This window comes from Frigoribacterium sp. CFBP9030, assembly GCF_034045195.1.
Taxonomy (GTDB): domain Bacteria; phylum Actinomycetota; class Actinomycetes; order Actinomycetales; family Microbacteriaceae; genus Frigoribacterium.
Window position 1 is genome coordinate 55,630 of the sequence record NZ_JAXCWG010000013.1, and the last position, 26,659, is coordinate 82,288.

Genomic DNA, 26,659 nt, shown 5'->3' on the forward strand with positions numbered 1-26,659 from the left:
CGGATGATGAAACTGGGGTGCAGATCTACTTGGCCGAGCTGAGGGCGTCGGCGCCGCCCACGATCTCGGAGATCTGCTGCGTGATCTCGGCCTGTCGGGCGTTGTTCGCCAGACGGGTGAAGTCGCGGATGAGGGTGTCGGCGTTGTCGCTCGCCGCCTTCATGGCCTTCTGACGGGCCGCGTGCTCGGAAGCCGCGGACTGGAGCATGGCGTTGAAGATGCGGCTCTCGATGTAGACGGGCAGAAGCGCGTCCAGCACCTCCGTGGGATCCGGCTCGAAGTCGTAGAGCGGGAGCACCTCGTCGTCAGCAGGCTCTTCGATGCCCTCCACGACCTCCAGGGGAAGGAGCCGGACGACCTCGGGGACCTGGCTGACCATGTTCACGAAGCGGTTGTAGACGATGTGGATCTCGTCGACGCCGCCCTCGGCCGCCTCGGTGAGGAACTTGCCGACGACCGCGTCGCCGATCTCCTTCGCCGTCGCGAACTCGGGCTGGTCGGTGTTGCCCGTCCAGATCTGCTCCGCGTCGCGCTTGCGGAAGGCGAAGTAGTTCTGAGCCTTCCGACCGACGATGTAGAAGACGACGTCCTTGCCCTGGCTGCGCAGCAGCTCGGCGAGCTGCTCGCTCTCCTTCAGCGTGTTCGAGCTGAACGCGCCGTTGAGACCGCGGTCGGACGTGAAGACGACGATCGCAGCGCGCTCGATCGTCGCGGGCTCGGTGGTGAGGATGTGATCGACGTCCGAGAACGTCGCCACGGCCGACACCGCCCGCGTGATGGCCCGCGAATACGGACCCGAGGACTTCATCCGCGCCTGCGCCTTCTGGATGCGCGACGCGGAGATGAGCTCCATGGCGCGCGTGACCTTCTTGGTCGTCTGCGCCGAGCGGATCCTCTGTCGGTAGACCCTGAGTTGGGCTCCCATTGTTCTCCTGTTGTCTCGTCAGTCGTGATCGTCGAAGAGCGCGTCAGCGCTTCGTCTTGACGATCTTCTCCTGGTTGACGTCGTCGGCGTCGGTGGCCGTGAACTCTTCGCGCCCGACGGAGGCGAGGGGCTTGCCCTCACCCGTCTGGAACTCCTGCTTGAACGAGTCGATGCCCGAGTCGAGGGCCGAGACGATGTCGTCGCTCAGCACGTTCGTGTCGCGCAGCTTGCTCAGCACGTCGGTGTTGCGACCCATGTAGTCGAGCAGCTCGCGCTCGAACCGGAGGATGTCGGGGACGGGGACCTCGTCGAGCTTGCCGTTGGTACCGGCCCAGATCGAGACGACCTGCTCTTCGACGGGGTAGGGCGAGTACTGCGGCTGCTTGAGCAGCTCGGTCAGGCGCGCACCACGGGCGAGCTGACGACGGCTGGCGGCGTCGAGGTCGGATGCGAACATCGCGAACGCCTCGAGCGACCGGTACTGCGCCAGTTCGAGCTTCAGCGTGCCCGAGACCTTCTTGATCGACTTGACCTGAGCGTCTCCACCGACACGCGACACCGAGATGCCGACGTCGACGGCGGGGCGCTGGTTCGCGTTGAACAGGTCGGACTGCAGGAAGATCTGACCGTCGGTGATCGAGATGACGTTGGTCGGGATGTACGCCGACACGTCGTTCGCCTTGGTCTCGATGATGGGCAGACCCGTCATCGAACCGGCACCCAGCTCGTCGGAGAGCTTCGCGCAACGCTCGAGCAGACGCGAGTGCAGGTAGAAGACGTCGCCGGGGTACGCCTCGCGGCCCGGCGGACGACGCAGCAGGAGCGACACGGCGCGGTACGCCTCGGCCTGCTTCGACAGGTCGTCGAAGATGATGAGGACGTGCTTGCCGCTGTACATCCAGTGCTGGCCGATGGCCGAGCCCGTGTAGGGCGCGAGGTACTTGAAGCCGGCGGGGTCGGAGGCGGGAGCGGCGACGATGGTCGTGTACTCCATGGCGCCGGCCTCTTCGAGCGCGCCCTTGACGGAGGCGATCGTCGAGCCCTTCTGACCGATGGCCACGTAGATGCAGCGCACCTGCTTGGTCTCGTCGCCGGACTCCCAGTTCGCCTTCTGGTTGATGATGGTGTCGATGGCGATGGCGGTCTTGCCGGTCTGGCGGTCGCCGATGATCAGCTGACGCTGGCCGCGGCCGACGGGGATCATGGCGTCGATGGCCTTGATGCCGGTCTGCATGGGCTCGTGGACCGACTTGCGCTGCATGACGCCGGGAGCCTGGAGCTCGAGAGCACGACGACCCTCGGTCGCGATGTCGCCGAGTCCGTCGATCGGGGCGCCGAGCGGGTCGACGACGCGGCCGAGGTAGCCGTCACCGACGGGGACCGAGAGGACCTCTCCCGTACGGGTGACCTCCATGCCCTCTTCGATGCCGGAGAACTCGCCGAGGACGATCGCGCCGATCTCGTCTTCGTCGAGGTTCTGGGCGAGGCCCTGGGTGCCGTCCGCGAAGCGGATGAGCTCGTTCGCCATGACGCCCGGGAGACCCTCGACGTGCGCGATGCCGTCGGCGGCGTCCGTGACGTGGCCGACCTCCGTGGTGGAGGCCTTCGACGGGTCGTACGACGAGACGAAGTCCTTCAGCGCGTCGCGAATCTCATCGGGGCTGATCTTGATGTCTGCCATTGTGATTCCTATTCGTAGCGAGGCTTCAGGAGGCCTCGAGTCTGTGTGGGGGAGGTCGCGTCTAACCGGCGAGCTGGAGTCGGAGGAGACTCAGCTTCGTAGCGACGGTCCCGTCGATGACCTCGTCGCCGACCTGCACACGCAGACCGCCGATGATGGCCGGGTCGATGACCTGGTTGATGCGGAGATTACGCCCGAACTGCCGCGCGAGCCCCGCCTCGAGACGAGCGACGTGCGACGAGTCGAGCCGGGTCGCACTCGTCACGGTGGCCACGAGCTGGTCGGACTGGTCGGCGACGATGTCGGCGGCCGTGCGGAGCAGCTCGCCGATGCGCCGACCGCGAGGCTGGCGCACGAGGTGCGACACGATGGCGAGCGTCTGAGGACTCGCCTTGTCGCCCAGCAGACGCTGGACGAGGCCCGCCTTCGACGACGCGTCGCTGAGCTTGGTTCCGATGGCCAACTCGAGCTGAGCGTCGGATCGGACGACGGCGTCGAACGCGAAGAGCTCGTTCTCGATGCCGCTGTCGCCGGGGGCGCTGAGTGCGATCACCCGGAACCCGAGTTCTTCGATGCCGGCGAGCAGATCGCGGGACGACGACCACCGGCTGCCGACGACCGACACGAGCAGGGCCCGTGCCGCCTCGGAGAACGAGCCGAAGAGCCGGTCCACGAGCTGCTTCTTGACGACGACGTCTGTCGACGGATCGGCGAAGTAGGCCTGCAGCTGCACCGAGCCGCCGATGACCCGGCCAGCGTCGAGCAGCTGCTCGCCGGTGGCCAGGTCGGCCGCCCCACCCAGATCGGAGAGGACGGACCGTGCCGACCCGAGGGCCTCTCGGGACATGGAACCCATCGTCAGCTGCCCGCCTTAGCGTTCTGGTCGGCTTCGAGGTCGGCCAGGAAGCGGTCGACGACTGCCGACGCCTTGGCGTCGTCGTTGAGCGACTCGCCGATGACACCCGACGCGAGGTCGATCGCGAGCGATCCGACCTCGGCGCGGAGGGAGGCCACGGCGGCCTGGCGCTCGGCCTCGATCTGGGCGTGTGCCGATGCGGTGATGCGATCGGCGTCGGCCTGAGCCTGCTGCTTGATCTCGGCGAGGATCTCGTTGCCCTCGGCACGCGCTGCCTCACGGATGCGCGCAGCCTCGGCCCGAGCGTCCGCGAGCTGCTTCTTGTACTCGTCGAGGGCCACGGCTGCCTCGGCCTGAGCGGCCTCGGCGTGCTTGATGCCACCCTCGATCTTCTCGGCGCGCTCGTCGAGGATCTTGCGGAACCTGGGGATCGCGAAGATCCCGAAGAACGCAGCGATGACCACGAAGACGACGAGGGACCAGAGGATGTCGTAATCGGCGGGGAAGAAGATGGCAGCCCCTTCGGGCGCGCCGCCTTCGGCCGCGAGGATCGTCTCGATCATCGGTGTGTCGTCCTAACTGATCAGGAGAAGATGAAGCCGGCGGCGAGGCCGATGAAGCCCAGCAGCTCGGTGAATGCGATACCCAGGAACATGGTGACCTGGAGGCGGCCGGCGAGCTCGGGCTGACGAGCCATGGCTTCGACGGTCTTGCCCGCGACGATGCCGATACCGATACCGGGGCCGATCGCAGCGAGGCCGTAGCCGACGGTCGCGATGTTGCCGTTGATCTCAGCGAGGATCGTGGTGGTGTCCACTTGTGTTTCCTTCCGGTTGGGCGGTGTCCGTCGGTCGACGGACGCCGTCGTCGTTCTTAGTGTTCTTTCGCCGCAGCCTGTTGGATGTAGACCGAGGCGAGGAGTGTGAAGACGTAGGCCTGCAGGATCGCGACGGCCATCTCGACGATGGTCATGACGAAGCCGCCGATGAGGGTCAGGGCGCCGAAGGCCATGAACCCGCCGCTCATGCTGAAGAAGAAGAAGTGCGTCGCCGCGAAGCAGAGCACCAGCAGGAGGTGCCCGACCATCATGTTCAGCAGGAGTCGGAGAGCGAGCGAGATCGGCCGCACGATGAAGATGTTGATGAACTCGATCGGCGTCAGCAGGATGTACATCGGCCACGGGACACCGGGCGGGAAGAGCGCGTTGCGGAAGAACGTTCCCGTACCCGCCTCGCGGATGCCCGCGTAGATGAACATGATGTACGCGACCACGGCCAGCAGCAGCGGCATGGCGACGACGGACGTGCCGGCGATGTTGAGCCCCGGGATGATGCCGGTGATGTTCATCGCGAAGATGCCGAAGAACATCGCGGCCAGGATCGGCAGGTACTTGCGACCGAGTCGTTCGCCGAGGATCTCCTCGACGATCTGGATGCGGACGAAGTCGAGGCCCAGTTCGGCGATGCTCTGCCCACGGGACGGGATGAGCCGGCCCTTGCGGAGAGCCAGCCAGAACAGCAGCAGCATGACGGCGATCGCGAAGAGGCGGACCAGCATGATGCGGTTCAGTTCGAAGGGCGTGCCCTCGAAGAAGATGGCGGGCGGGAAGAACTCGTCAAGAGTCGGGGCGTGGAATCCCCCGTCTCCGTGGCCGGCATCGGCGGCGGAGAGCAGGTTCACAGCGTTCGCTATCAGCGCTATCTCCTGTGTCGGGGCGAGCACCCTGAAGTGTCGCGACGATTGGTGGGTTTGTCATCCGATAACCCGCAGAGAATCGCGGCCGGGGAACGGAGATAACCCTACCAAGGTATGGACCGCAGAGACGAATCGGCTGAGCTTATTTCACCCGCTGCAGTGTTCGCTGGCAGGTCCGCAAGGGTCTGCTGTCAGTCGCGTGGCGCCGGGGGCAGCGATGCGTCGCTCACGTGCGACAGACGCCCCCTCACGACCACCAGGGCGTCGATCGCGAGCGTCCCGATGATCGAGACCACGAGCGACAGGAACAGCACCACGTCGTTGACGAAAGGCTGATCGCGCACCAGCACGAGGAGGACGATGAAGATGACGAGCTTGAGGAGCCACGCGCCCATCACGATGCCGAAGAAGGCGGCGAGCTCGAAGCGGATCGCCACGAGCATGCTGGCGGCCGTGATGCCCGCGAAGAGCACGGCGAGGGCTGTTCCGAGCAGGGCGCTGTACAGGCCGTCGGTGCCGGCGGCGAGGTAACCCGCGCCTCCTCCGACGACGGCGATGACGAGGGCCAGCACGGCCGTGTAGCGCAGCACCTGCACGAAGATCGATCGGGCGTCGTTCATGGTCGTTCCTTCGGGGGTGAGAGTTCCGGGACGGCAGCCTGTGCGGCCGTGTCGGTGTCGGCGGGGTCGAGCGCGGAGGCCGCTTCGTCGAGCGGGTCGAAGCGACCGGATGCGCTGACCTCGAGATCGTCACGCGGGGTCGTCTGGACGGCCATCTCGACGCGCTTGCGTCGGCTGAGCGGCGCGAGCGTCGCGGCGGTGCAGGCCACGAGCCCGACGCAGAGGAACACGATGACGAAGTACGTGGGCTTGACGAAGAGGAACATCAGGCAGCCGACGGCGACGACGACCGTCCAGGCGTAGAAGATCAGGACGGCCTGGAAATGCGAGTGGCCCATGTCGAGGAGGCGGTGGTGCAGATGCTTCCGATCGGCGCTGAAGGGCGACTTGCCGGCGCTCACCCGGCGGAGGACCGCGAGCCCGAAGTCGAGCAGCGGCACGATGAGGATGGCGAACGGGAGCAGGATCGGGATGAAGGCCGGCAGGAGCGCCGTCCGTGAGATCTGCGCCGGGTCGATCTGACCCGTCACCGAGATGGCGCTCGTCGCCATGAGGAGCCCCGTCAGCAGGGCGCCCGCGTCGCCCATGAAGAGTCGGGCGGGGTGCCAGTTCAGCGGCAGGAAGCCGAGGCAGGCGCCGATCAGCACGGCGGAGATCAGCGCCGCCAGGTTGAAGTACTCGGTCTGACCGATGGTGATCGAGATGACGAAGCTGTAGACGAAGAACACGCCGTTGGCGACGATGGCCACCCCGGCGACCAGACCGTCGAGTCCGTCGATGAAGTTGACGGCGTTCATCACGAGCACCACCGCGAGGATGGTGAGGATGAGCGACATGTAGGGCGAGCCGATGGCCAGACTGCCGCCGAGGGGAAGCGAGACCAGCTGGACGCCCTGCCAGGCCAGGACCCCCGCTGCGATGATCTGCCCGGCGAGCTTCGTCATCCAGTCGAGGTCGTAGAGGTCGTCGACCACGCCGATGACGACGATGATCGTCGCCGCCGCGATGATCGCCAGCGGCGGACCGGCGTCGGCGAACACGAGGCGGAAGTAGTCGACACCGGAGATGAGCGGGAAGATCAGCCAGGCGGAGAGCAGCGCCACGACCACGCCGGCGTACATCGCGACGCCGCCGAGTCGAGGTGTCGGCGTCTTGTGGACGTCGCGTTCGCGGATGGTGGGATAGATCTTGTACTTGAGGCCGACCCGCCAGGCCACCACCGACATGACGAAGCTGACCGCCGCCGCGATGGCCATCGCGAGCAGGTAGTACCTCACGCGATCGCGTCGACTCCGACGACGCGCGTGATCTCGGTGTCGGCGAGCACGCCGTGCCGGACGATCCGGAGGACGCCGTCTTCGGCGGCGGTCGCATCGACGATCGTCGAGCCGGTGTTCGCCCCCGGGCGCCGCTCGTAGTCCGATCCGACGGCGGCGGCGTCGAGGTAGACGGAGACCGAGTCGCCGAGCATGTCGCGGGCGTCGGCCGCCGTCGTCGCCGCGGGCCGACCCGTGAGGTTCGCGCTCGAGACGGCCAGCGGGCCGGTCTCTTCGAGCAGCTCGAGGGCCAGCGGGTGACTCGGCATGCGCAGGGCGACGGTGCCTCGGGTCTCGCCGAGATCCCAGGTGAGGGAGGGCTGCGCGCGGAAGATGACCGTCAGCGGCCCGGGCCAGAACTCGTCGAGCAGCGGCCGCACGACGTCGGGGACGGACTCGGTGAGGGCCGCGAGTGTGTCGAGCCCCTTGATCAGCACGGGCGGCGGCGACTGACGCCCGCGACCCTTCGCGTCGAGCAGGCGCTGGACCGCGGCGGGGTCGAACGCGTCGGCGCCGACGCCGTAGACCGTGTCGGTGGGCAGGACGACGAGCTCACCGCGCCCGATGGCGGCGCGCGCGAAGCGCATGCCGGCGAGCAGTTCGGAGTCGACGGAGCAGTCGTAGAGAGAGGCCATGACCTGTCGATAGTAGTGCGACGGACCGCAGAGCCCGCTCAGCGCACCGCCGTGGTCGCGCGGTCGCGCCCCGTGAGGTCGGTCGTGGTGGTGGCCCCGCGCCATCCGTCGGCCTGCAGGATCGCCCGGATCGCGCCTCCTTGGAGTTCGCCGTGCTCGATCACGAGGACTCCCCCGGGTCGCAGCAGGCGACGTGCCGTGAGCGAGAGCGAGCGGACCACGACGAGCCCGTCGTCGCCCCCGTAGAGCGCGAGCGCCGGATCGTGCAGGCGCACCTCGGGGTCGCGCGGGATCATGCCGAGCGGCACATAGGGCGGGTTGGAGACCACGACGTCGACCGAGCCGTCGAGCTCGGGCAGCGCGTCGGCGAGATCCCCCTCGACGAGTCGGATGTTCTCGGCGCCGACGGAGGCGATGTTGCGGCGGGTCCAGACGGCTGCCTCGGGCGACAGCTCGACCGCCGAGACGAGGGAGTGCGGCACCTCGGTGGCGAGCGCGAGCGCGAGCGCCCCGCTGCCGGTGCCGAGATCGACGGCGATCGGCTGGGGGGACGCGACCGCGCGCAGCGCGTCGATGGCGATCTGCGCGACGCCCTCCGTCTCGGGGCGCGGAACGAACACCCCGGGCCCGACCGCGAGGGTCATCCCCCGGAACGCGGCGGTGCCCGTGATGTGCTGCAGGGGCTCGCGGGAGGCGCGGCGCACGACGAGCGCGGCGAGTGCGTCGACGACGTCCTCCGCCAGGGGCGCCCGCGTCACCGCCTTGGCCCGGACCACCCCGCGCCCCAGATCCGTGACGTGCGCGACGAGCAGCTCGGCGTCGACGGCGGGGCTCGGGACACCCGCCGCCGTGAGGACCGTCTCGGCGGCCGCCAGGGCCGCGTCGACGGTGCTCACGGTCGCGAAGGCGCCCGAGACGGTGTCGCTCACGACGCCGTGTCGCCGATCTCGGCCAGTCGGGCCTCCTCGTCGGCCTGGATGCACGAGTCGACGACCGCCCCGAGAGCGCCGTCCATGACGGCGTCGAGGTTGTAGGCCTTGTACCCGGTGCGGTGATCGGCGATGCGGTTCTCGGGGAAGTTGTAGGTGCGGATCCGCTCGGAGCGGTCCATCCCCCGGATCTGGCTCTTGCGGGCGTCGGAGGCGATCGCCGCCTGCTCCTCCTGCTGGCGCGCCAGGATGCGGGCCCGGAGGACGCGCATGCCGGCCTCGCGGTTCTGCAGCTGGCTCTTCTCGTTCTGCATCGCCACGACGATGCCCGTCGGCAGGTGCGTGATGCGGACGGCGGAGTCGGTCGTGTTGACCGACTGCCCGCCGGGGCCGCTCGAGCGGTACACGTCGATCTTGAGGTCGTTCTGGTTGATGTCGACCTCTTCGGGCGCATCGACCTCGGGGAACACGAGGACACCCGTGGTCGACGTGTGGATGCGGCCCTGCGACTCGGTGGCCGGCACGCGCTGGACGCGGTGCACGCCGCCTTCGTACTTCAGGTGCGCCCACACGCCCTGCGAGGGGTCGCTCGCGTTCGACTTGATCGCGATCTGCACGTTCTTGTAGCCGCCCAGGTCGGAGTCGTCGCTCTGGATCATCTCGGTCTTCCAACCGCGCGATTCGGCGAAGTGCAGGTACATGCGCAGGAGGTCGGCGGCGAACAGAGCGCTCTCCGCGCCTCCTTCGCCTCCCTTGATCTCCATGATCACGTCGCGACCGTCGTCGGGGTCGCGCGGGATCAGGAGGCGCCTCAAGCGCTCTTGAGCCTCGTCGAGCCCCTGCTCGAGGGCCGGCACCTCGTCGGCGAAGGCGGCGTCCTCTTTGGCGAGCTCGCGCGCCGCCTCGAGGTCGTCGCCGGCCTGCTGCCAGGCCGTGTGCGCCGCCACGATCCGACTGAGCTCGGCGTAGCGCCGGTTGATCTTCTTGGCCCGCGCCGCATCGGCGTGGACGGCGGGATCACTGAGCTGGGTCTGCAGAGCGTCGTGCTCGGCCAGCAGCACCGCCACCGACTCGAACACTGTTAGTGCTCCTTGTGGCCGTTGTCGTGGCCGTTCGCCGGGACCGACTTCTGGACCTGCACGAGGAACTCGACGTTGCTCTGCGTCTCGCGGAGGTTGCCGAGCACGATCTCGAGGGCCTTCTGCTGGTCGAGACCGGCGAGGGCCCGGCGCAGACGCCAGGTGATCTTGACCTCGTCGGGGCTGAGAAGCATCTCTTCACGGCGCGTGCCGGACGCGTTGACGTCGACGGCCGGGAAGATGCGCTTGTCGGCCAGGTGACGCGACAGGCGGAGCTCCATGTTGCCGGTGCCCTTGAACTCCTCGAAGATCACCTCGTCCATCTTGGAACCGGTCTCGACGAGCGCGGTCGCGAGGATGGTGAGCGAGCCGCCGTTCTCGATGTTGCGAGCGGCACCGAAGAAGCGCTTCGGCGGGTAGAGGGCCGACGAGTCGACGCCGCCCGAGAGAACGCGACCCGAGGCCGGGGCCGACAGGTTGTAGGCACGACCCAGACGCGTGATCGAGTCGAGGAGCACGACCACGTCGTGACCCAGCTCGACGAGGCGCTTGGCACGCTCGATGGCCAGCTCGGCGACCGTCGTGTGGTCTTCGGCGGGTCGGTCGAACGTCGACGCGATGACCTCGCCCTTGACCGTCCGCTGCATGTCGGTGACCTCTTCGGGGCGCTCGTCGACGAGCACGACCATGAGGTGGACCTCGGGGTTGTTCTTCGCGATCGAGTTGGCGATCGCCTGCAGCACGAGCGTCTTGCCGGCCTTGGGCGGCGAGACGATCAGACCGCGCTGACCCTTGCCGATGGGCGCGACGAGGTCGATGATGCGCGTCGACAGCTTCTGCGGCTCGGTCTCGAGACGGAGGCGCTCCTGCGGGTAGAGCGGCGTCAGCTTGTTGAACTCGACGCGCTTGGCGGCCTCCTCGACGGGCTGGCCGTTGATCGAGTCGATGCGCACGATGGCGTTGTACTTCTGACGGCCCTGACCCTGCTCGCCCTCACGGGGCTGGCGGATGGCGCCGACGACCGCGTCGCCCTTGCGGAGGAAGTACTTCTTGACCTGACCGAGCGACACGTAGACGTCGCTGGCGCCGGGCAGGTAACCCGTCGTGCGGACGAACGCGTAGTTCTCGAGGACGTCGAGGATGCCCGCGACGGGGATCAGGACGTCGTCCTCGGTGATCTCGGGCTCGAACTCGTCGTTCTGCGTGGCGCCGCGACCGCGCTTGCGATCACGCTGACGACCACGGCCCTGACGGCCGCCCTCGTCGTTCTGCTGGCCGTTGCCCTGGGGCCCGTTGCCCTGAGCACCCGCGGACTGCTGGTCGCCCCGGGCACCGTCGTTCTTGTCGGCGCCGTTCTGCTTGGGCTGCTCGTCGACGCGAGGGGCGTCGGCCTGGCCGTTCTGACCGTTCTGCTGACCACCCTGAGCGTTCTGACCGTTCTGCTGGCCGTTCTGGCCGTTCTTCCGGTCGCCGCGGTTGCGGTTGCGGCTGCGGCGCCCGCCGCCCTGCTGACCGTTCTGCTGGTCGCCGCCCTGCTCGTCGGAGCCCTGCTGCTCGGCACCGCTCTGCTGCTCGGCGCCGTCCGTGACGCCCTGCGCGGCGGTGCCGGCCTCGGGGGCGCTGCCGGGAGCCTGCGCTGCGTCGTCCTGCTGGGGGGCCTGCGCGGCGGCCACGCTGGCGTCGGTCGCGCGACGCGAGCCGCGGCGGCTGCGCGTGGGGCGCTCGGCGGGGGTCTCGTCGGCTGCGACGGCGGGCGCCGCGCTCGACTCGGCGGTGGTCGCCGCGGCTGCGGTCGCGGACGATGCCTGGTCGGCGCCCGAGACGGCGGGGGCGGTCTCGACGGGAGCCTCGGTGCTCTCGACGATCGGCTCGGTGCCGGTCTCGGTGGCGTTCACGTGGTCGACGGCCCCGCGCTGAGCGGGGGCGCCGGCGGCTGACGACGCACGACGCGAACCGCGACGCTTGGCGGCGGGTGCCTGCGCGACCGGAGCCTCGACGGCGTCGGACGACGGAGCCTCGACGGCGGGCGCCTCGGCGGCGGGTGCCACGTCGAGGGTGGGCTGAGCCGCCTCGGTCGTGGGGGCGACGATGTCGATGCTCTCGGCGGCCGCGGGGATCTCGGTCTCGCTGACGGCGGGGGCCTCGACGGTGCCGGTCGAGGCGCTGGCCTCGGTCGCGGCGATGGCGGCCACGAGGTCGCCCTTGCGGAGCTTGGAGAGACCGCTGATGCCGAGCGACGAGGCGAGGGCCTGCAGCTGGGGCAGGCGCATGGCGCCGAGCTCGGTGGTGCGGTCGATGGACGCGGAGTTGCTGACGTCGGTCACTGGATGGTTTCCTTTCGCTCCCCCGCTCGGAACGGCGGGGCAGAGCTGCTCACACCCCGCTGCCTCTCGCCTGCGCAGAATCGCTGCAGGAGAGGATCTCGGAGGTGCGGTGCACGACTGCCGGATCGGCAGGCGGACACTGCTAGATGTGCACTACGGGATGGTTGCGACCCGGGGACTCGAAGACGTGGAACCCCATGCGGCCCGAATCGGATCGCATCGACCCGAGGTCGATGGGAGGAGGTTCGAACGGTGCTAGATGCCCAGGAAATCTGAGTTTTCTACCGGGTGCGCTACGACTGTAGCACCTTTGAGATCGACGGCCAGCATCAACGCGCGCCACTCGGACACGCCGTGCTCGGCCACCAGATCACTGGCGAACAGGCGCTGGGCCGGGTCGCTGCCGAGCACGAGGAGGGACGGCCCGGCGCCGGACACGACGGCCGCCAGCCCCGCGTCGCGGAGCAGACGGATGAGGGCGTCGGTCTCGGGCATGGCGCTCGCCCGGTAGCTCTGGTGGAGGCGGTCTTCGGTGGCGGCGTGCAGGAGCTCCGGGCTCTGCACGAGGGCCGCGACGAGCAGGGCCGACCGGGAGACGTTGAAGGTGGCGTCCTCGTGGGGCACCGAGGCGGGCTGCAGACTGCGCGCGAGCTTCGTCGAGAGCGTCGTCTCGGGCACGAACACGACCGGCGAGACGCCTCGATGCACCAGGAGTCGCTTGTGAGCGGGCCCCGTCGACGTCGTCCACGCGATCGTGAGACCGCCGAAGAGGGCGGGCGCGACGTTGTCGGGATGCCCCTCGAGCTCGGCCGCCAACGCGAGGAGGTCGGACGACGAGAACTCGACCTCGCCCTCGAGGAGGCCCTTCGCCGCCATGATGCCGGCGACGATCGCGGCGGCGGACGATCCGAGCCCCCGGCCGTGCGGGATGACGTTGCGGGCGTCGAGTCGGAGACCCGGCAGGTCGCGCCCGACGGACGCGTAGGTCGCCGCGATCGCGCGGACGACCAGGTGCGAGGCGTCGGTCGGGACCTCCCCCGCGCCCACTCCGGTCACCCTGACGTCGACTCCGCTGCCGGCGGTCGTCGTGACGACGAGCTCGTCGTAGAGCGACAGCGCCAGCCCGAGGGTGTCGAAGCCGGGGCCGAGGTTGGCCGACGTCGCCGGCACCCTGACGAGGACCGACCTCTCGGCCGGGGCGGGGCTCATGCAGAGGCCGGGACGAGCCCGAGCACCTCGGCCACGCGTGCCGTGTCGCTCGCGACGACCGTCGGCTCGACGGTCGACCCGTCGGCGCGACGGAGGGCCCACTGCGGGTCTTTGAGGCCGTGGCCCGTGACCGTCAGTACGACCGTCGACCCTGCGGGGACGACCCCGGCGTCGGCGCGCTCGAGCAGACCGGCGACGCTGATAGCCGAGGCGGGCTCGACGAAGACGCCGACCTCGGCGCTGAGGATCTTCTGGGCCGCGAGGATGCCCTCGTCGGTGATCGCCCCGAACCAGCCGTTCGTGAGGTCGCGCGCCTCGAGCGCCAGCTGCCAGGAGGCGGGGTTGCCGATGCGGATCGCGCTCGCGATCGTCTCGGGCGACCTGACGACCTCGCCGGCGACGATCGGCGCGGAGCCCGCGGCTTGGAAGCCGAACATGCGCGGCAGACGCGTGGCGCGACCCGCCTCGAGGTCTTCACGGTAGCCGCGGGTGTACGCGGTGTAGTTGCCGGCGTTGCCGACGGGGATGAAGTGGAAGTCGGGTGCGTCGCCCAGCACGTCGACGACCTCGAAGGCCGCGGTCTTCTGGCCTTCGATGCGGTCGTTGTTGACCGAGTTCACCAGGTGGACGGGGTAGTTCTCGGCGAGATCGCGGGCGATGTCGAGGCAGTCGTCGAAGTTGCCCTGGATCTGCAGCAGCTGACCGTCGTGCGCGACGGCCTGGCTGAGCTTGCCCATGGCGATCTTGCCCTCGGGCACCAGCACGGCCGCCGTGATGCCGGCGTGCGCCGCGTAGGCGGCGGCCGACGCCGACGTGTTGCCGGTCGAGGCGCAGATGACCGCCTTGGCACCGTGCTCGACCGCCTTGGAGATGGCCATGGTCATGCCGCGGTCTTTGAACGAGCCCGTGGGGTTCATGCCCTCGTACTTGACGTAGACCTTCGCGCCCGTGCGGTGCGAGAGCGCGGGGGCCGGGATGAGCGGAGTGCCGCCCTCGCCCAGGGTCACGATCGGGGTGGACTCGCTGATGTCGAGACGGTCGGCGTATTCGCGCAGGACACCCTGCCACTGGTGGGCCATCAGGCTCCTTCGACTCTCAGGACGCTCGTGACGGTGTTCACGACCGGTGATTCCTCCAAGGCCTCGACCGTCGCGGCGAGAGAGGACTCGAGCGCACGGTGCGTGCCGATGATCAGAGTAGCGGTGGCCGGGGTGTCGTCGTCGCCGGGTGCCGCCTCCGGCCGGACGCCCCCGGTCTGCTCCACGCTGTGGACGCTGACCCCGTGCTGACTGAGCACGCCGGCGACCTCGGCGAGCACACCGGGCTGGTCGGCCACGTCGAGTGTGATCTGGTAGCGCGTGGTCACGTGGCCGATGGGCAGCACCCGGAGGTTCGCGTGGGTGGACTCGGCGACGCCCGGGCCGCCGATGACGTGGCGGCGAGCGGCCGACACGAGGTCGCCCAGCACGGCCGACGCCGTCTCGACGCCGCCGGCGCCCGCACCGTAGAACATGAGGTCTCCGGCGGCCTCGGCCTCGACGAAGACGGCGTTCTTCGCGCCGTGCACGGCGGCGAGCGGGTGACCGAGCGGCACGAGGGCGGGATAGACGCGCGCGCTGACGCCCTCGACCCCGTCGGTGTCGACGAGACGCTCGCAGATCGCCAGGATCTTCACGACGTAGCCGGCCTTGCGCGCGGCGACGACCTGCTCGTGGGTGACGCGCGTGATGCCCTCGCGGTGCACGGCATCGAGCGGCACCGTCGTGTGGAATGCGAGGCTGGCGAGGATGGCGGCCTTCTGCGCCGCGTCGTAGCCCTCGATGTCGGCGGTGGGGTCCGCCTCCGCGTAGCCGAGCTCGGTGGCCGTGGCGAGAGCGGCCTCGAGCGTGTCGCCGTCGGTGTCCATGCGGTCGAGGATGAAGTTCGTCGTGCCGTTGACGATGCCCATGATCCGCACGATCCGGTCGCCGGCCAGGCTGTCGCGGAGGGGTCGGATGATCGGGATGGCACCCGCCACGGCCGCCTCGTAGTACAGCTGCGCGCCGACCTGCTCGGCCGCCTCGAAGAGCTCCGGGCCGTGACTCGCCAGCAGCGCCTTGTTGCCCGTCACGACGTCGGCGCCCGAGCCGAGCGCCTTGAGGATGTGGGTCCGCGCCGGCTCGATGCCCCCCATGAGCTCGACGACGATGTCGGCGCCGAGGATCAGCGAGTCGATGTCGGTGGTCAGCAGCTCCCGCGGCAGATCGACGTCGCGGCGGGCGTCGACGTCGCGCACGCCGATGCCGACGAGCTCGAGCCCCGCACCCGCGCGCCCGGCGAGGTCGTCCGCCTGCTCGAGGAGCAACCGGGCCACCTGGGACCCCACCGAGCCGGCTCCCAGCAGGGCGACCCTCACGTTGCGGTATTCGATCATGGCGTTCCGTTCTCATGGGTGGGCCCGCATCGGCGGGCCCGGTTCGGTGCGGGAGGTGCGGTGGCGTCGGCGGAGAGGCCCGACGGACGTCTCAGGAGAGACCGGCGTCTCGGGCGAGGAGGTCGGCCTCGGTCTCGCCGCGGACGATGACCCGCGACTCCCCGTCGACGACGGCCACCACGGGCGGTCGCCCGACGTGGTTGTAGTTGCTCGCGAGACTCCAGCAGTAGGCGCCCGTCGCGGGCACCCCCACCAGGTCGCCCGGGGCGACGTCGCCCGGCAGGTAGTCGGCGAGGACGACGAGGTCGCCGCTCTCGCAGTGCTTGCCGGCCACTCGGACGAGGACCGGGTCGGCCGAGGAGGCGCGGTTCGCGATCGCGACGGAGTAGTCGGCCGCGTAGAGGGCCGTCCGGGCGTTGTCGCTCATCCCCCCGTCGACGCTGACGTAGCGCCGCACGGCCTGACCGGAGCCGTCGTCTGCGGTGACGAGGACGTCCTTGACGGTGCCGACCTCGTACAGGGTCGTGCCCGACGGCCCGATGATCGAGCGACCCGGCTCGACGGCCATCACCGGGACGGGGATGCCGAGTCGGCGGCACTCCTGGTCGACGATGTCGGCCAGGGCCGCGGCCAGCTCGGTGAGAGGACGGGCGTCGTCGGCGCTCGTGTAGGCGATGCCGAACCCCCCGCCGAGGTTCAGCTCGGGCACGTCGCCGTCGCGCAGTAGGTCGGCGTGGACGCCGAGCAGGCGCGACGCGGCCTCGGCGAAGCCGTCGCTGCCGAAGATCTGCGAGCCGATGTGCGAGTGCAGACCGAGGAACCTCAGCGACGCGCGCCCTCGGACGGCGGCGACGACCTCGGGTGCGTCGGCGAGGGGCACCCCGAACTTCTGGTCCTCCCTCGCCGTCGCGAGGTACTCGTGGGTCGACGCGTGCACGCCGGAGTTGACGCGCAGCCGGACGGCCTGCACCACCCCGTGGCGATCGGCGGCGTCGGCCACGCGGACGACCTCGTCGGCGTTGTCGAGCACGATGACGCCGATGCCCGCCGCGACCGTGCGGTCGATTTCGCCGAGCGACTTGTTGTTGCCGTGGAATCCCATCAGCGCCGGGTCGACCCCGGCCGCTCGGGCGACGGCGAACTCGCCGCCGGTGCAGATGTCGACGCGCATGCCTGCCGCGGCCACCCAGCGGGCGATCTCCACCGACAGGAAGGCCTTCGCCGCGTAGTACACCGACACCGTGGTGCCGATGCGCCCGAACTCGCGACCGAACGACTCGACGGCCTCGGCGGCACGGCCTCGGGCGTCGGCCTCGTCGACGACGTAGAGGGGGGTGCCGTAGCGGGCGGCGAGCTCGCCGACGGTCACGCCGCCGAGGGTGATCTCGCCCGAGGACTCGTCGCGGGCCGCCGTGCGCGACCAGACGGACGCGTCGAGGGCGTTGGGCTCGGCCGGGACCTGGAGCCAGGCGGGGGCGAGGGGATTCGACGACACGGGCACCTCGGTGTTCGGGGACGGCGGGATGTGGTCAGAGCCTACCGACCGCGGGGGCGGCGCGAGGCTGGCTCGGTCGATCACGAGCAGGTGGCCTCGTCGTCGAGCACCGGCTCGGACAGGTCGAGACCGGGGCTCGACAGGTCGATCGACGCACGACCGGGTGCGACGTCGACCGCCGTGATCGCGGCACCGGTCGGCAGGTACTCGGCCACGCACACCGTGGTGGCGAAGTCGCCGAGGAACCTCGAGAGGTCGAGTCGGAACGACGTGTCGGGCAGCGAGGCCGCGGTCGGCGTGAACGCGATCGCCCGCCCCTCGTCGGCGACGGCGGCGGAGGCGGAGACGTCGACGGGCACGTCCCCGATGATCGGCACCGCGAAGCTCTTCGTGTACGTGACCTCGCGGTCGCCGAACGTCACCGCGCCTCCTGAATCGCGGATGCCGTCGAGACGGTTGACCGTCGCGGCGTCGGCCGAGACCGTGCCCGTCGCCGCGCCGGTCGCTCCGACGAGATCGGTCGGGACGTCGACGACGTCGACCCGGAATCGGAGGGGCTCGGACTCGGAGCCCGACGACAGCGTCACGGAGTCGAGGCTGCCCCGCACGAGCTGCCAGAGCATCGACGTGCCGTGGATGTCGACCTCTACGCCCGCGATGCCCGAGGTCGTCTCGATCTCGGCCGAGGCGCGGTCTTCGAGGACGTCGCGGGTGACGACGTCGGCCACGACCAAGAGCCCGACCAGCACCGCCAGCACGAGGGCGACGATCACGACGACGCGACCGCGGCGACGCCCCGGTCGCGCTGCGCCCGCACCGTCGGAGGCGGTCACATGCGGTCCGGAGCGGAGACGCCGAGCAGCCCGAGGCCGTTGCGGATGACCTGACCGGCGGCCTCGTTGAGCCAGAGCCGGGTGCGGTGCAGATCGGTGACCTCTTCGTCGCCGAGCGGCGTCACCCGGCACGAGTCGTACCAGCGGTGGTACGTGCCCGCCAGCTCTTCGACGTAGCGCGCGACGCGGTGCGGCTCGCGGAGCTCGGCGGCCTGACGGACCACGCGGGGCAGTTCGGCGAGCGCGCCGAGCAGGGCGGCCTCGGTCGGGTGCGAGAGGAGCGACGCGTCGAAGGCCTCGCGGGTGACGCCGGCGGCCTCGGCGTTGCGGGCCACCGCACGGGTGCGGGCGTGGGCGTACTGGACGTAGAAGACCGGGTTGTCGTTGCTGCGTCGGGTCAGCAGATCGAGGTCGATGTCGATCGAGCTGTTGACCGGGCTGCGGACGAGCGAGTAGCGACCGGCGTCGACCCCGACGGCGTCGACGAGGTCCTCCATCGTGACGACGGTGCCGTTGCGCTTCGACATGCGGAGGGGCTCGCCGTCGCGGAGCAGGTTGACCATCTGCCCGATGAGGATCTCGAGGTTGACTCCCGGCTCGTCGCCGAAGGCGGCGCACATCGCCATCATGCGACCCACGTAGCCGTGGTGGTCGGCGCCCAGCATGATCAGATTGCGCTCGAAGCCCCGCTCGCGCTTGTCGAGGTAGTAGGCCAGGTCGCCGGCGATGTAGGCCGCCTCGCCGTCGGTCTTGATGACGACGCGGTCGCGGTCGTCGCCGAAGTCGCTGGTCTTCAGCCAGGTGGCGCCCTCGGCCTCGTAGATGTGACCGAGCTCGCGGAGGCGCGCGACCGCCCGCTCGACGGCCTTCGACTCGTGCAGGGAGTTCTCGTGGAAGTAGACGTCGAAGTCGACGCCGAAGTCGTGCAGGGACTTCTTGATGTCGGCGAACATGAAGTCGACGCCGACCGAGCGGAAGACCTCTTGTGCCTCGGCGCGCGGGAGCTCGCGGACGTCGCCGTCGTGGGTGGCCATGACGCGGGCGGCGATGTCGGCGATGTAGAGACCGCCGTAGCCGTCTTCGGGGGTGGGCTCGCCGAGTGCGCTGGCCAGGAGGCTGCGGGCGAACCGGTCGATCTGACCGCCGTGGTCGTTGAAGTAGTACTCGCGGGTGACGAGCGCCCCCTGGGCCTGGAAGACGCGGGCGAGGCTGTCGCCGACCGCCGCCCAGCGCACCCCGCCGAGGTGGATCGGGCCGGTCGGGTTGGCGGAGACGAACTCGAGGTCGATGGTGACGCCCTCGTAGTAGTCGCCCCGGCCGAACGACTCGCCCTGCTCGACGATGACCTTGGCGAGAGCACCCGCGGCCGCGGCGTCGAGACGGATGTTGACGAAGCCCGGGCCGGCGACGTCGACGTCGGCGACACCGTCGACCTCGGCGAGCTCGCCGGCGATCTCGGTCGCCAGCTCGCGGGGGTTCATCCCGACGCGCTTGGCGAACTTCATGGCGACGTTGGTCGTCCAGTCGCCGTGGTCGAGATTGCGCGGGCGCTCGAGCACGACGTCGGCCGGGGTCACCTCGACCTCGTCGGCGAGGCCGCGACGCTCGAGGACACCCGAGACGACGGCGAGGAGGGACGAGGAGAGTTCGGCGGGAGTCACGAGCGACGATCTTACCGGCAGACGACGGGCGGGGAGCCGGGCGCCGTCCGGCATCCGGCGGCATCGGACGGCACACGGCGTCGCCCGACCGTGCCCCACGGCGTCCGATGGCATCCATAGCCTCCGTCGGAGAGGATGGTGGTCATGACGTCGACCAATCACCGCTTCCTGCGGGGCCTGGCCCTCACCGCCGTCGTCGGAGCAGCCGCACTGCCGCTCGCGGCCTGCACCTCGGCGGCCCCGCCGACGGGGGCCCCGACCTCCGAGTCGTCCGCCGCCGCGTCCGCCGACCCGGCACCCGAGGAGTCCCCGACCGCCACGCCCCCGACGCTGGTGAGCACGCCGGTCGATCTGGACTGCGCGAGTCTCGTCGACCCCGCCTCCCTGTCCGCGCTCTACCCGGGGCTCACCGCCGCGGAGGCACCGGAGCCCGCCGCCGACGACGCCGACGCAGCCGACAGCGCCACGACATCCCCGCTCGGACGCATCGCCACGGCCGACGGCACCCTCTGCGCCTGGACGGACGCCGCGGGCGAGACCATCACCCTCGGGGTAGCGCAGTACGACGACGCCGGGCTCACCTCGTTGGCGAACGACCTCGTCGCCTCGAGCAACTCCGTGCCGACCTACGGCGTCGAGGGCTACTTCGACATCGAGCGGGGCGTCGGCCGCGCGGAGCTGTTCCCCCTCCCCTACGACGTCGTGATCGAGTCGACCGCGTTCGTCGAGCCGGGCTCGGCCGAGCCGATGGCCGCGCAGGTGGTGGCGGCGCTCCAGGCGACCGGCGCGACCGGCTGACCCGCGCCTCCTCGGCTCCTCGGCTCCTCGGCTTGGACCGCCTCCGCGACTCGGGGCCGCGCGTCGGGCGGGGCGGCTCAGGCGGCGCGGACGGACGTGCGGTTCGCCAGGGCCTCGTGCCGCAGCCGTGCGAGCAGGGCGGGCAGCTGGGCCCGATCGGCGCCCGGGTCCTCCGGATGCCACTGCACGCCGGTGATCGGAGCGCGCTCGTGCTCGACCGCCTCGACGGCGCCGTCGGCCGCTCGTGCCACGACGACGAGGCCGTCGCCGGGTCGACCGATGGCCTGGTGATGCGAGCTGCGGACGACGGCGGTCTTACCCAGGACGCCCGCGAGCCGACTCGTCGGCTCGATCGCGACGGAGTGGTCGGTCATCGACAGATCGGCGGGGACTCCCCCGGTGCGGTGCAGTCCGCTCTCGTCGTGCAGGTGCTGGACGAGCGTGCCGCCGAGAGCGACGGAGACGATCTGGTGGCCGCGGCAGATGCCGAGCACCGGCGTCAGCGTCTCGAGGGACCGCCGCACGAGGGCGATCTGCGCCTCGTCGGCGACGACGTCGTGCGGCCCCTCGCCGGGGTAGCCGCCCTGCGCGCCGTAGAGATGGGGCGAGACGTCCTCCCCGCCGAGGACGACGACGGCGTCGGCCCGCGACGTCTCGCGGAGGAGGGCGTCCGCCCCGAGATCGCGGGCGGCGAGCCGCTCTGCCACCCACCCGCCGCGAGCCGCGTCGCCGAGCGCCCGGGCCACCATCGTCTGCACGTACGCGTCGTAGCGCGGAGCGTGCGGGCGGTGGCGGGTCACCTCGACGACGGCGAGGCGGAGGGGCTCGGAGGGCATGCACCCATCGTCGTAGCCGCCCGGCCGGGGTGCGAGCTCCGTGTCGCCGCGTTACGCCCTCGAACCCGGCCGGATCAGGGCCACAAGGAGGCGCGGGTCCAGCCGTCGCCGTCGCGGTCGTACCGCAGACGCACCTGATCGCGGCCGCTCGTGGCCTGCCAGAACTCGACGGACTCGGGTTCGACCCGGTAGGCCGTCCAGTCGTCGGGGGCGAACTCGGGATTCTCGTCGATGCGCGCACGGGCGGCGTCGAGCGCGCGCCGCGCCTCCTCGGGATCGTCGATCACGCTGCTCTGCGGGAGGGCGATGGCGCCGGCCCTCGAGGCGGGGTGCCGCGAGGTGAAGTCGGACTCGCTCACCTCGCGCGGCCCGGCGACGGCGCGGCCGCCCACCCGGATCTGCCGACCCCGCTCGGACCAGAAGAACGAGAGGGCGACGCGGGGCTCCGCCTCGATCTGCCGCCCCTTCGGGCTGAGCGACGACGACGCGAACCAGAAGGCGCTGTCGACGTCCTTCAGCAGCACCACGCGGGACGCCGGCGCGCCGTCGGCGTCGACCGTCGCGAGCGTCATCGCCTGCGGCTGCGAGACACCGGCCTCGACGGCGTCGACGAGCCACTCGACCACGAGCTCGCGGGGGTCGTCCGGCGCGGCCCCGGGGTCGAGGGCCGGGACGTCGGGGTGGGGAGGCTTCGCCTGGCGCAGCCGGTCGCGGAGGATCGGGGCAGACTCGTCGGTGCTCATGGCACCAGCGTGCTCCCCGGGGATGCGGCGCGACCGGGAGCGGCGTCGGGAGGCGCACGGAATGGCTGCTAACCTGGACGACGTCCCGGGCCCCCATAGCTCAGGGGATAGAGCACTGCCCTCCGGAGGCAGGGGCGAAGGTTCGAATCCTTCTGGGGGCACCACAGAATCGTCCGACCGATTACTGATCCGCCTCGCGGCCCTCGAGTCCGCGGCGGAGAACGCGCTCGGGCACGTCGAGATGGCGGGCGACGTCGCGCATCGGCATGTCGTCGGCGAGCAGCACCCGGGCGATCCGCAGCCGGCGACTGCTCAGAGTCTGACGGCTGCGGGACATCGCCTCGCGCGCCTCCCGACGGCGCCTCGTCGCCGCCAGACCCGCCTCGGCGTCGAGCGACCGCTCGTGACCGGCCAGCGCCGACGCCGTACGGAAGAAGAACCGACCCCAGGGGCCGATCTCGTCGATGCCGTCGTCGAGCGATCGGAAGGCGACACCGCGGTCGTCGAGCCCCGCCACGAGATCGAGCAGCGCCGCCACCGAGCCGCCCAGCCGGTCGAGCCGCGTGACGACGAAGACGTCGCCGTCACGGAGCGAGGCCAGCGCGTCGACCAGAAAGGGCTGGCGCTCGCGACGCCCCGTGGCCCGGTCGATGTAGATGCGCTCGCACGCCGCCGCCTCGAGCACGGCCTGCTGCCGGTCGGGGGCCGGGTCGTCGTCCGAGATGCGGGCGTAGCCGATCACCGCCATGACGGACCCCTCTCAGAGACGAACGGCCCCGCCGAGGCGGGGCCGTGGTTCGGACGCGGTGCCGGTGGGCACCGCCAACGTGCGGATCAGGAGTAGGTGAGCGCGATGACCGCGACGTCGAGCGTGCGGTACACGCCCTCGGCACGGGTCGCGGTGCGGACCCGACCCCGCAGGACCTCGAAGCGACCCTCGGACTCGTGCACGAAGCCGATCACGCCGGCGGTGGGTGTGGACACTCGGTGATACCCGTCGCCCAGGGGCACGACCTCTGCCCGGGACGTCTTCTCGAGAACGGCTCCCATGGTGTTCCTCCTCGCTTGCCTCGGACCGACTCTGGTCCGATGAGGCGAGAGTACGCCCGTACCCCGTGAGTGGGGTACAGATCATCCGGAAAACGTCATGCGGGTGGCGGCTCGGCCACCACGACCACCCGTCGACGCGCCGTGACGGTGACCCCGACGCTCGCCGCCGTCACCAGAGACAGGGCGATCAGCTCGCGGGCGCCGAGCCCCTGGCCGAGCACGACCAGCCCGGCCAGTGCGGCCATCGCGGGCCCGAGGCTCGACAGCACGCCGAAGACCCGGGTGGGCAGTCGCCGCAGCGCGACCATCTCGAGCGCGTAGGGGACGGCCGACGTCGCGACGGCCACGACGAGGAAGACGCCGAGGAGGCGCGGGTCGGCCATCACGGCGGCGGTCGCGTCGGCCGCGCCGAACGGCACCACCACGACGGCGGCGACCAGCATCGAGACGGCCAGCCCGGAGAGCGAGTCGGCGCGGCGCCCGAGGTTCGCGTTGGCGACGATGTAGCCCGCCCAGAAGGCCCCGGCGCCGAGCGCGAGCACGACGCCCAGCGCGGGGATCGCGCCGCTCGAATCGGAGCCGAGCACCACGACCCCGCCGAGGGCGAGCACCGCCCAGCCGGCGTCGAGCCAGCGTCGCGTCTGCACGAGGGCCACGACGAGCGGGCCGAGGAACTCGAGCGTGACGGCGACGCCGAGCGGGACGACGTCGATGGCGAGGTAGATGAGCGAGTTCATGCCGGCGAGCGCGAGACCGAGCAGGACGACGCCCAGCCACGTGCGGGCGTCCCAGCCGCGGACGCGGGGGCGGAAGACGGCGAGCAGGATGACGGCGCCGAAGGCGAGGCGGAGGGCCGCCGCGCCGAGAGGGCCGACGGCGTCGAAGTGGGTCCGCGCGAGGGCGGCGCCGAACTGCACCGAGACGATGGCCCCGACCGCCAGGATCGGGGCGGGGACGACGTCGAGGGGGGATCGACTCACGGCGGGGGTTCCTCACGGACGGACGGGGGCCTCGGGGGCCTGCGCCGCGGTGCGGCACTACGATCGTGGCATGTCCGACGCCCTGCCCGTGATCTCGTCGGTCGTCGAGATGTTCGGCTGGCTGGGGTTCATCGCGGGGACGCCGTTCTCGATCGCCGCCGCGGTCTCGAGACGCCGGGCCCGTCGGTACGAGAAGACCGTCGCCGTCGTCATCCCCGCTCCGGACTACGCGCGGGTCGCGACGGCGCGCTGGATGGACTCGTGGGGCGACCTGCACGAGACCCAGTTCGCCGACTACGCCATCGAGACGCCCGTGGAGACCGAGTTGACGGTCCATTACGACCCTCGCCGCCCCTCCTCGGTGCGGACGGACACCCCGCATGAGGACGGACACGCGTTCCGTCTGGCCGGGGGCGTGCTGCTCTCGGTCGGCGCCGTGTGCGCCGTCGCCTCGGTCGCCCTGCTCTTCGTCGAGTGATCTCGGCGCGGCGCGCACTCGACACGGCGTGACCGCCCCCGGCCGTCGCCCGGGCGACGTGTCGGTGCCCGTCACTAGACTCGCCCCCATCATCGAGGGGAGAGTCGTGGGCGTCGTCGCACGGAGTGGTCGGATCATGACGGGCATCGCTCTGGCGGGTGCTCTGGCGCTCGGAGGGACGCTCGTCGGCGCCACGGCCGCGCAGGCGGTGGCGCCGGTGGATCTCGCCGGCGCGTACGTCGTCGACCAGGCCGACGTGCTGACCGACGCCGACGAGCAGCGGGTCGAGCAGTCGCTCGACTCGCTCGCGGCCGAGAACGGCACGAACCTCTTCGTCGTGTACGTCGACTCGTTCACGTCGCCCTCCGACCGCGCCGCCTGGGGTCGGGCGACGGCCGAGCAGAATCAGCTGGGCGTCAACGACGTGCTGCTCTCCGTGGCGATCGACGACCGCCTGTACGACCTCTCGGTCGCCGACGGCTCGTCGATCACCGCCGCGGACCAGTCCGCCCTCGAGACCGACGTGCTCGTGCCCGAGCTGCGCGACGGCGACTGGGCCGGGGCGGCGACCTCGCTCGCCGACGCCATCGGGACGGACGGGTCGGGGTCGGGCGGCGACGACGGCTCGTCCGGGGGCGGCGACGCGACGTGGCTGCTCTGGACCCTGGGGGTGCTGGCCCTCGTCGTGATCGCCGTGGTCGTCGCCGTCGCGATCGCCCGCCGCCGCCGGCGCAACCGCGCCCTCGCCGCGGCCCGTGCCGAGCAGGACGACATCGAGCGGCGGGCGGCGGGCCTGCTCGTCGCCCTCGACGACGAGATCACCGCCGGGGCCCAGGAGGTCGGCTTCGCCGCCGCCCAGTTCGGCGACCAGGCGGCCCGGCCGTTCGCCGAGGCCCTCGAATCGGCCCGATCGAGTGCGCGGGAGGCCTTCGAGCTCCGTCAGCGACTGGACGACCACGTCCCCGACAGCCCCGAGCAGCGTCGCGAGTGGACGCTGCGCATCGTCGAGCTCTGCGAGTCGGCCGGCACGGCGCTCGACGCGCAGTCCGACGCCTTCGACGAGATGCGACGTGCCGAGGACGACGCGCCCGCCGACGCCGCCGCGTTGACCGGAGCACGCGACGAGCGCCGGTCCCGGCTGGGCGAGACGCGTGCGACGCTCGCCGCGTTGTCGCGCACCTACTCCCCCACCGCGGTGGCCACCATCACCGGCAACGTCGATCAGGCCGAGCGTCTGCTCGAGTTCGTCGACGAGTGCGCCGAGGCCGCCCGCACCCATCTCTCGGCGGGCGAGACCGGCCAGGCCGTCGCCCGGATCCGAGCCGGACGACAGGCGCTCGGGCAGGTCGACCAGCTCGCCGACGCCGTCGATCGTGCAGGAGACTCGCTGGCGACGGCTCAGAGCCGGATCGGCGCTCTGACCGCCGAGCTCCGCACCGATCTCGACACGGCCCGTGCCCTCGAGCCCTCGGCCGCTCCCCGCGGGGTGGACCTCGCGGCGACGGTCACGACGGTCGACGCCGCCCTCCGCTTCGCCGCGGAGAACCCCGCCGACCCCTTGGCCGTGCTCTCCCGGCTCGACGACGCCGACACCCGGGTCGATGCGGCCCTCGCGGCCGTCCGCGACGCCGAGACCGCTCGGCGTCGGGCCCAGGCCGCGCTCGATCAGGCCCTGCTGTCCGGGCGCAGTCGGATCAGCGCCGCCCGCGACTTCATCGAGACCCGCCGCGGTGCCGTGGGGCCCGGCGCCCGGACGCGCCTGTCGGAGGCCGAGCGGCACCTGGCCACCGCCGTCTCGCTCGCCACCGTCGACCGCGACGCCGCCCTCGGCGAGGCCCACCTGGCCAACCAGGCCGCCGAGGCGGCCTCGAGCGAGGCCGCGTCCGACGTCTCGTCGTACCAGCAGGGTTCGCCGTTCGGCGGGGGTGGCGGCTACGGCTACGGCGGCGGCGGGGGCCGCGGGTCGGGCGGAGCGGATCTCGGCGGCATCGTCACCGGACTGATCATCGGCGGGCTCTTCAGCGGCGGGGGCGGCGGGGGCCGCGGCTTCGGCGGCGGCGGGGGCTTCGGCGGCCGCAGCGGCGGCTTCGGCGGGGGCGGCGG

At 71.0% G+C, this 26,659-nt stretch carries 26 protein-coding genes and 1 tRNA gene; 4 read left to right on the forward strand and 23 right to left on the reverse strand.

Annotation, left to right across the window (positions count from 1 at the left end):
• Positions 1-25: 25 nt before the first annotated feature.
• The 18 genes from SOM13_RS13005 to argS form a co-directional block, all read right to left on the reverse strand.
• Entirely contained in the window at positions 26-925 is a 900-nt protein-coding gene (locus tag SOM13_RS13005) for a F0F1 ATP synthase subunit gamma (RefSeq protein WP_192058110.1), read from the reverse strand.
• 43 nt (positions 926-968) lie between these two features.
• Positions 969-2,606, reverse strand: a complete 1,638-nt coding sequence (gene atpA / locus SOM13_RS13010) for a F0F1 ATP synthase subunit alpha (protein ID WP_192058112.1) — start codon at positions 2,604-2,606, stop codon at positions 969-971.
• A gap of 61 nt (positions 2,607-2,667) precedes the next feature.
• Entirely contained in the window at positions 2,668-3,462 is a 795-nt protein-coding gene (locus SOM13_RS13015) for a F0F1 ATP synthase subunit delta (RefSeq protein WP_192058113.1), read from the reverse strand.
• A gap of 2 nt (positions 3,463-3,464) precedes the next feature.
• Positions 3,465-4,025, reverse strand: a complete 561-nt coding sequence (locus SOM13_RS13020; RefSeq protein WP_192058115.1) for a F0F1 ATP synthase subunit B — start codon at positions 4,023-4,025, stop codon at positions 3,465-3,467.
• A gap of 20 nt (positions 4,026-4,045) precedes the next feature.
• A complete protein-coding gene (gene atpE, locus SOM13_RS13025) occupies positions 4,046-4,279 on the reverse strand; it encodes an ATP synthase F0 subunit C (RefSeq protein ID WP_043594505.1) in 234 nt (77 codons plus the stop codon).
• Positions 4,280-4,335: 56 nt separating this feature from the next.
• The gene (gene atpB / locus SOM13_RS13030; RefSeq protein ID WP_192058118.1) at positions 4,336-5,142 is read right to left on the reverse strand and encodes a F0F1 ATP synthase subunit A; all 807 of its coding nucleotides are present in this window, start codon (positions 5,140-5,142) and stop codon (positions 4,336-4,338) included.
• A gap of 206 nt (positions 5,143-5,348) precedes the next feature.
• The gene (locus tag SOM13_RS13035; RefSeq protein WP_320479954.1) at positions 5,349-5,777 is read right to left on the reverse strand and encodes a hypothetical protein; all 429 of its coding nucleotides are present in this window, start codon (positions 5,775-5,777) and stop codon (positions 5,349-5,351) included.
• Positions 5,774-7,054, reverse strand: coding sequence for an MraY family glycosyltransferase (locus SOM13_RS13040; RefSeq protein WP_320478307.1), 1,281 nt, complete (start codon positions 7,052-7,054; stop codon positions 5,774-5,776). The genes SOM13_RS13035 and SOM13_RS13040 overlap by 4 nt, the downstream gene beginning before the upstream one ends.
• A complete protein-coding gene (locus tag SOM13_RS13045) occupies positions 7,051-7,728 on the reverse strand; it encodes an L-threonylcarbamoyladenylate synthase (protein WP_243215124.1) in 678 nt (225 codons plus the stop codon). Before SOM13_RS13045 ends, SOM13_RS13040 begins: the two co-directional genes overlap by 4 nt.
• 38 nt (positions 7,729-7,766) lie before the next feature.
• Entirely contained in the window at positions 7,767-8,657 is an 891-nt protein-coding gene (prmC, locus tag SOM13_RS13050) for a peptide chain release factor N(5)-glutamine methyltransferase (RefSeq protein ID WP_414655527.1), read from the reverse strand.
• The gene (gene prfA, locus SOM13_RS13055; protein ID WP_192058124.1) at positions 8,654-9,736 is read right to left on the reverse strand and encodes a peptide chain release factor 1; all 1,083 of its coding nucleotides are present in this window, start codon (positions 9,734-9,736) and stop codon (positions 8,654-8,656) included. Before prfA ends, prmC begins: the two co-directional genes overlap by 4 nt.
• 2 nt (positions 9,737-9,738) lie before the next feature.
• On the reverse strand, positions 9,739-12,060 hold the full coding sequence (rho, locus tag SOM13_RS13060; protein ID WP_320479955.1) for a transcription termination factor Rho: 2,322 nt from the start codon (positions 12,058-12,060) through the stop codon (positions 9,739-9,741).
• 255 nt (positions 12,061-12,315) lie between these two features.
• Positions 12,316-13,269 (reverse strand): homoserine kinase, encoded by a 954-nt coding sequence (thrB, locus tag SOM13_RS13065; RefSeq protein ID WP_192058128.1) that lies wholly within the window; start codon positions 13,267-13,269, stop codon positions 12,316-12,318.
• Positions 13,266-14,348 (reverse strand): threonine synthase, encoded by a 1,083-nt coding sequence (thrC, locus tag SOM13_RS13070; RefSeq protein WP_192058130.1) that lies wholly within the window; start codon positions 14,346-14,348, stop codon positions 13,266-13,268. Before thrC ends, thrB begins: the two co-directional genes overlap by 4 nt.
• Positions 14,348-15,682: a homoserine dehydrogenase gene (locus SOM13_RS13075; RefSeq protein WP_192058133.1), complete on the reverse strand. Its 1,335-nt coding sequence runs from the start codon at positions 15,680-15,682 to the stop codon at positions 14,348-14,350. Before SOM13_RS13075 ends, thrC begins: the two co-directional genes overlap by 1 nt.
• Positions 15,683-15,773: 91 nt before the next feature.
• Positions 15,774-17,177, reverse strand: coding sequence for a diaminopimelate decarboxylase (gene lysA, locus SOM13_RS13080; RefSeq protein WP_320478304.1), 1,404 nt, complete (start codon positions 17,175-17,177; stop codon positions 15,774-15,776).
• 80 nt (positions 17,178-17,257) lie between these two features.
• Positions 17,258-18,010: a DUF2993 domain-containing protein gene (locus SOM13_RS13085; RefSeq protein WP_320479956.1), complete on the reverse strand. Its 753-nt coding sequence runs from the start codon at positions 18,008-18,010 to the stop codon at positions 17,258-17,260.
• A complete protein-coding gene (gene argS / locus SOM13_RS13090) occupies positions 18,007-19,671 on the reverse strand; it encodes an arginine--tRNA ligase (protein ID WP_320479957.1) in 1,665 nt (554 codons plus the stop codon). Before argS ends, SOM13_RS13085 begins: the two co-directional genes overlap by 4 nt.
• Positions 19,672-19,815: 144 nt before the next feature.
• On the opposite strand from argS, the gene SOM13_RS13095 reads away from it, so the two are divergent.
• The gene (locus SOM13_RS13095; protein WP_320479958.1) at positions 19,816-20,469 is read left to right on the forward strand and encodes a hypothetical protein; all 654 of its coding nucleotides are present in this window, start codon (positions 19,816-19,818) and stop codon (positions 20,467-20,469) included.
• 77 nt (positions 20,470-20,546) lie between these two features.
• Here the strand turns inward: SOM13_RS13095 and SOM13_RS13100 are convergent, their stop codons facing one another.
• Both SOM13_RS13100 and SOM13_RS13105 read right to left on the reverse strand, forming a co-directional pair.
• A complete protein-coding gene (locus SOM13_RS13100; RefSeq protein ID WP_320479959.1) occupies positions 20,547-21,305 on the reverse strand; it encodes a gamma-glutamyl-gamma-aminobutyrate hydrolase family protein in 759 nt (252 codons plus the stop codon).
• A 74-nt stretch (positions 21,306-21,379) separates the two neighbouring features.
• On the reverse strand, positions 21,380-22,048 hold the full coding sequence (locus SOM13_RS13105) for a pyridoxine/pyridoxamine 5'-phosphate oxidase (protein WP_192058145.1): 669 nt from the start codon (positions 22,046-22,048) through the stop codon (positions 21,380-21,382).
• 89 nt (positions 22,049-22,137) lie between these two features.
• On the opposite strand from SOM13_RS13105, the gene SOM13_RS13110 reads away from it, so the two are divergent.
• Positions 22,138-22,212, forward strand: a tRNA-Arg gene (locus SOM13_RS13110).
• A gap of 17 nt (positions 22,213-22,229) precedes the next feature.
• On the opposite strand, the gene SOM13_RS13115 is transcribed toward SOM13_RS13110, so the two are convergent.
• From SOM13_RS13115 to SOM13_RS13125, 3 genes are all read right to left on the reverse strand, one after another.
• A complete protein-coding gene (locus SOM13_RS13115) occupies positions 22,230-22,796 on the reverse strand; it encodes a recombinase family protein (RefSeq protein WP_320479960.1) in 567 nt (188 codons plus the stop codon).
• An 86-nt stretch (positions 22,797-22,882) separates the two neighbouring features.
• The gene (locus SOM13_RS13120) at positions 22,883-23,098 is read right to left on the reverse strand and encodes a hypothetical protein (protein ID WP_192058151.1); all 216 of its coding nucleotides are present in this window, start codon (positions 23,096-23,098) and stop codon (positions 22,883-22,885) included.
• A 95-nt stretch (positions 23,099-23,193) separates the two neighbouring features.
• Complete coding sequence (locus SOM13_RS13125) at positions 23,194-24,078, reverse strand: EamA family transporter (RefSeq protein WP_243215639.1); 885 nt, start codon at positions 24,076-24,078, stop codon at positions 23,194-23,196.
• 70 nt (positions 24,079-24,148) lie between these two features.
• On the opposite strand from SOM13_RS13125, the gene SOM13_RS13130 reads away from it, so the two are divergent.
• Together SOM13_RS13130 and SOM13_RS13135 are read left to right on the forward strand one after the other, a co-directional pair.
• Positions 24,149-24,556 (forward strand): hypothetical protein, encoded by a 408-nt coding sequence (locus SOM13_RS13130; protein ID WP_192058155.1) that lies wholly within the window; start codon positions 24,149-24,151, stop codon positions 24,554-24,556.
• Positions 24,557-24,662: 106 nt separating this feature from the next.
• Positions 24,663-26,659: TPM domain-containing protein (locus SOM13_RS13135; RefSeq protein ID WP_320479961.1), on the forward strand; the 1,997-nt coding region annotated here is incomplete at its 3' end.

What these genes read in the sequence shown, in the direction of transcription:
- SOM13_RS13005 (WP_192058110.1), bottom strand. Translation starts at nt 925, where the DNA reads ATGGGAGCCCAACTCAGGGTCTACCGACAGAGGATCCGCTCGGCGCAG.
- atpA (WP_192058112.1), bottom strand. Translation starts at nt 2,606, where the DNA reads ATGGCAGACATCAAGATCAGCCCCGATGAGATTCGCGACGCGCTGAAG.
- SOM13_RS13015 (WP_192058113.1), bottom strand. Translation starts at nt 3,462, where the DNA reads ATGGGTTCCATGTCCCGAGAGGCCCTCGGGTCGGCACGGTCCGTCCTC.
- SOM13_RS13020 (WP_192058115.1), bottom strand. Translation starts at nt 4,025, where the DNA reads ATGATCGAGACGATCCTCGCGGCCGAAGGCGGCGCGCCCGAAGGGGCT.
- SOM13_RS13035 (WP_320479954.1), bottom strand. Translation starts at nt 5,777, where the DNA reads ATGAACGACGCCCGATCGATCTTCGTGCAGGTGCTGCGCTACACGGCC.
- SOM13_RS13045 (WP_243215124.1), bottom strand. Translation starts at nt 7,728, where the DNA reads ATGGCCTCTCTCTACGACTGCTCCGTCGACTCCGAACTGCTCGCCGGC.
- thrB (WP_192058128.1), bottom strand. Translation starts at nt 13,269, where the DNA reads ATGAGCCCCGCCCCGGCCGAGAGGTCGGTCCTCGTCAGGGTGCCGGCG.
- thrC (WP_192058130.1), bottom strand. Translation starts at nt 14,348, where the DNA reads ATGGCCCACCAGTGGCAGGGTGTCCTGCGCGAATACGCCGACCGTCTC.
- SOM13_RS13075 (WP_192058133.1), bottom strand. Translation starts at nt 15,682, where the DNA reads ATGATCGAATACCGCAACGTGAGGGTCGCCCTGCTGGGAGCCGGCTCG.
- SOM13_RS13095 (WP_320479958.1), top strand. Translation starts at nt 19,816, where the DNA reads ATGACGTCGACCAATCACCGCTTCCTGCGGGGCCTGGCCCTCACCGCC.
- SOM13_RS13100 (WP_320479959.1), bottom strand. Translation starts at nt 21,305, where the DNA reads ATGCCCTCCGAGCCCCTCCGCCTCGCCGTCGTCGAGGTGACCCGCCAC.
- SOM13_RS13105 (WP_192058145.1), bottom strand. Translation starts at nt 22,048, where the DNA reads ATGAGCACCGACGAGTCTGCCCCGATCCTCCGCGACCGGCTGCGCCAG.
- SOM13_RS13115 (WP_320479960.1), bottom strand. Translation starts at nt 22,796, where the DNA reads ATGGCGGTGATCGGCTACGCCCGCATCTCGGACGACGACCCGGCCCCC.
- SOM13_RS13120 (WP_192058151.1), bottom strand. Translation starts at nt 23,098, where the DNA reads ATGGGAGCCGTTCTCGAGAAGACGTCCCGGGCAGAGGTCGTGCCCCTG.
- SOM13_RS13130 (WP_192058155.1), top strand. Translation starts at nt 24,149, where the DNA reads ATGTCCGACGCCCTGCCCGTGATCTCGTCGGTCGTCGAGATGTTCGGC.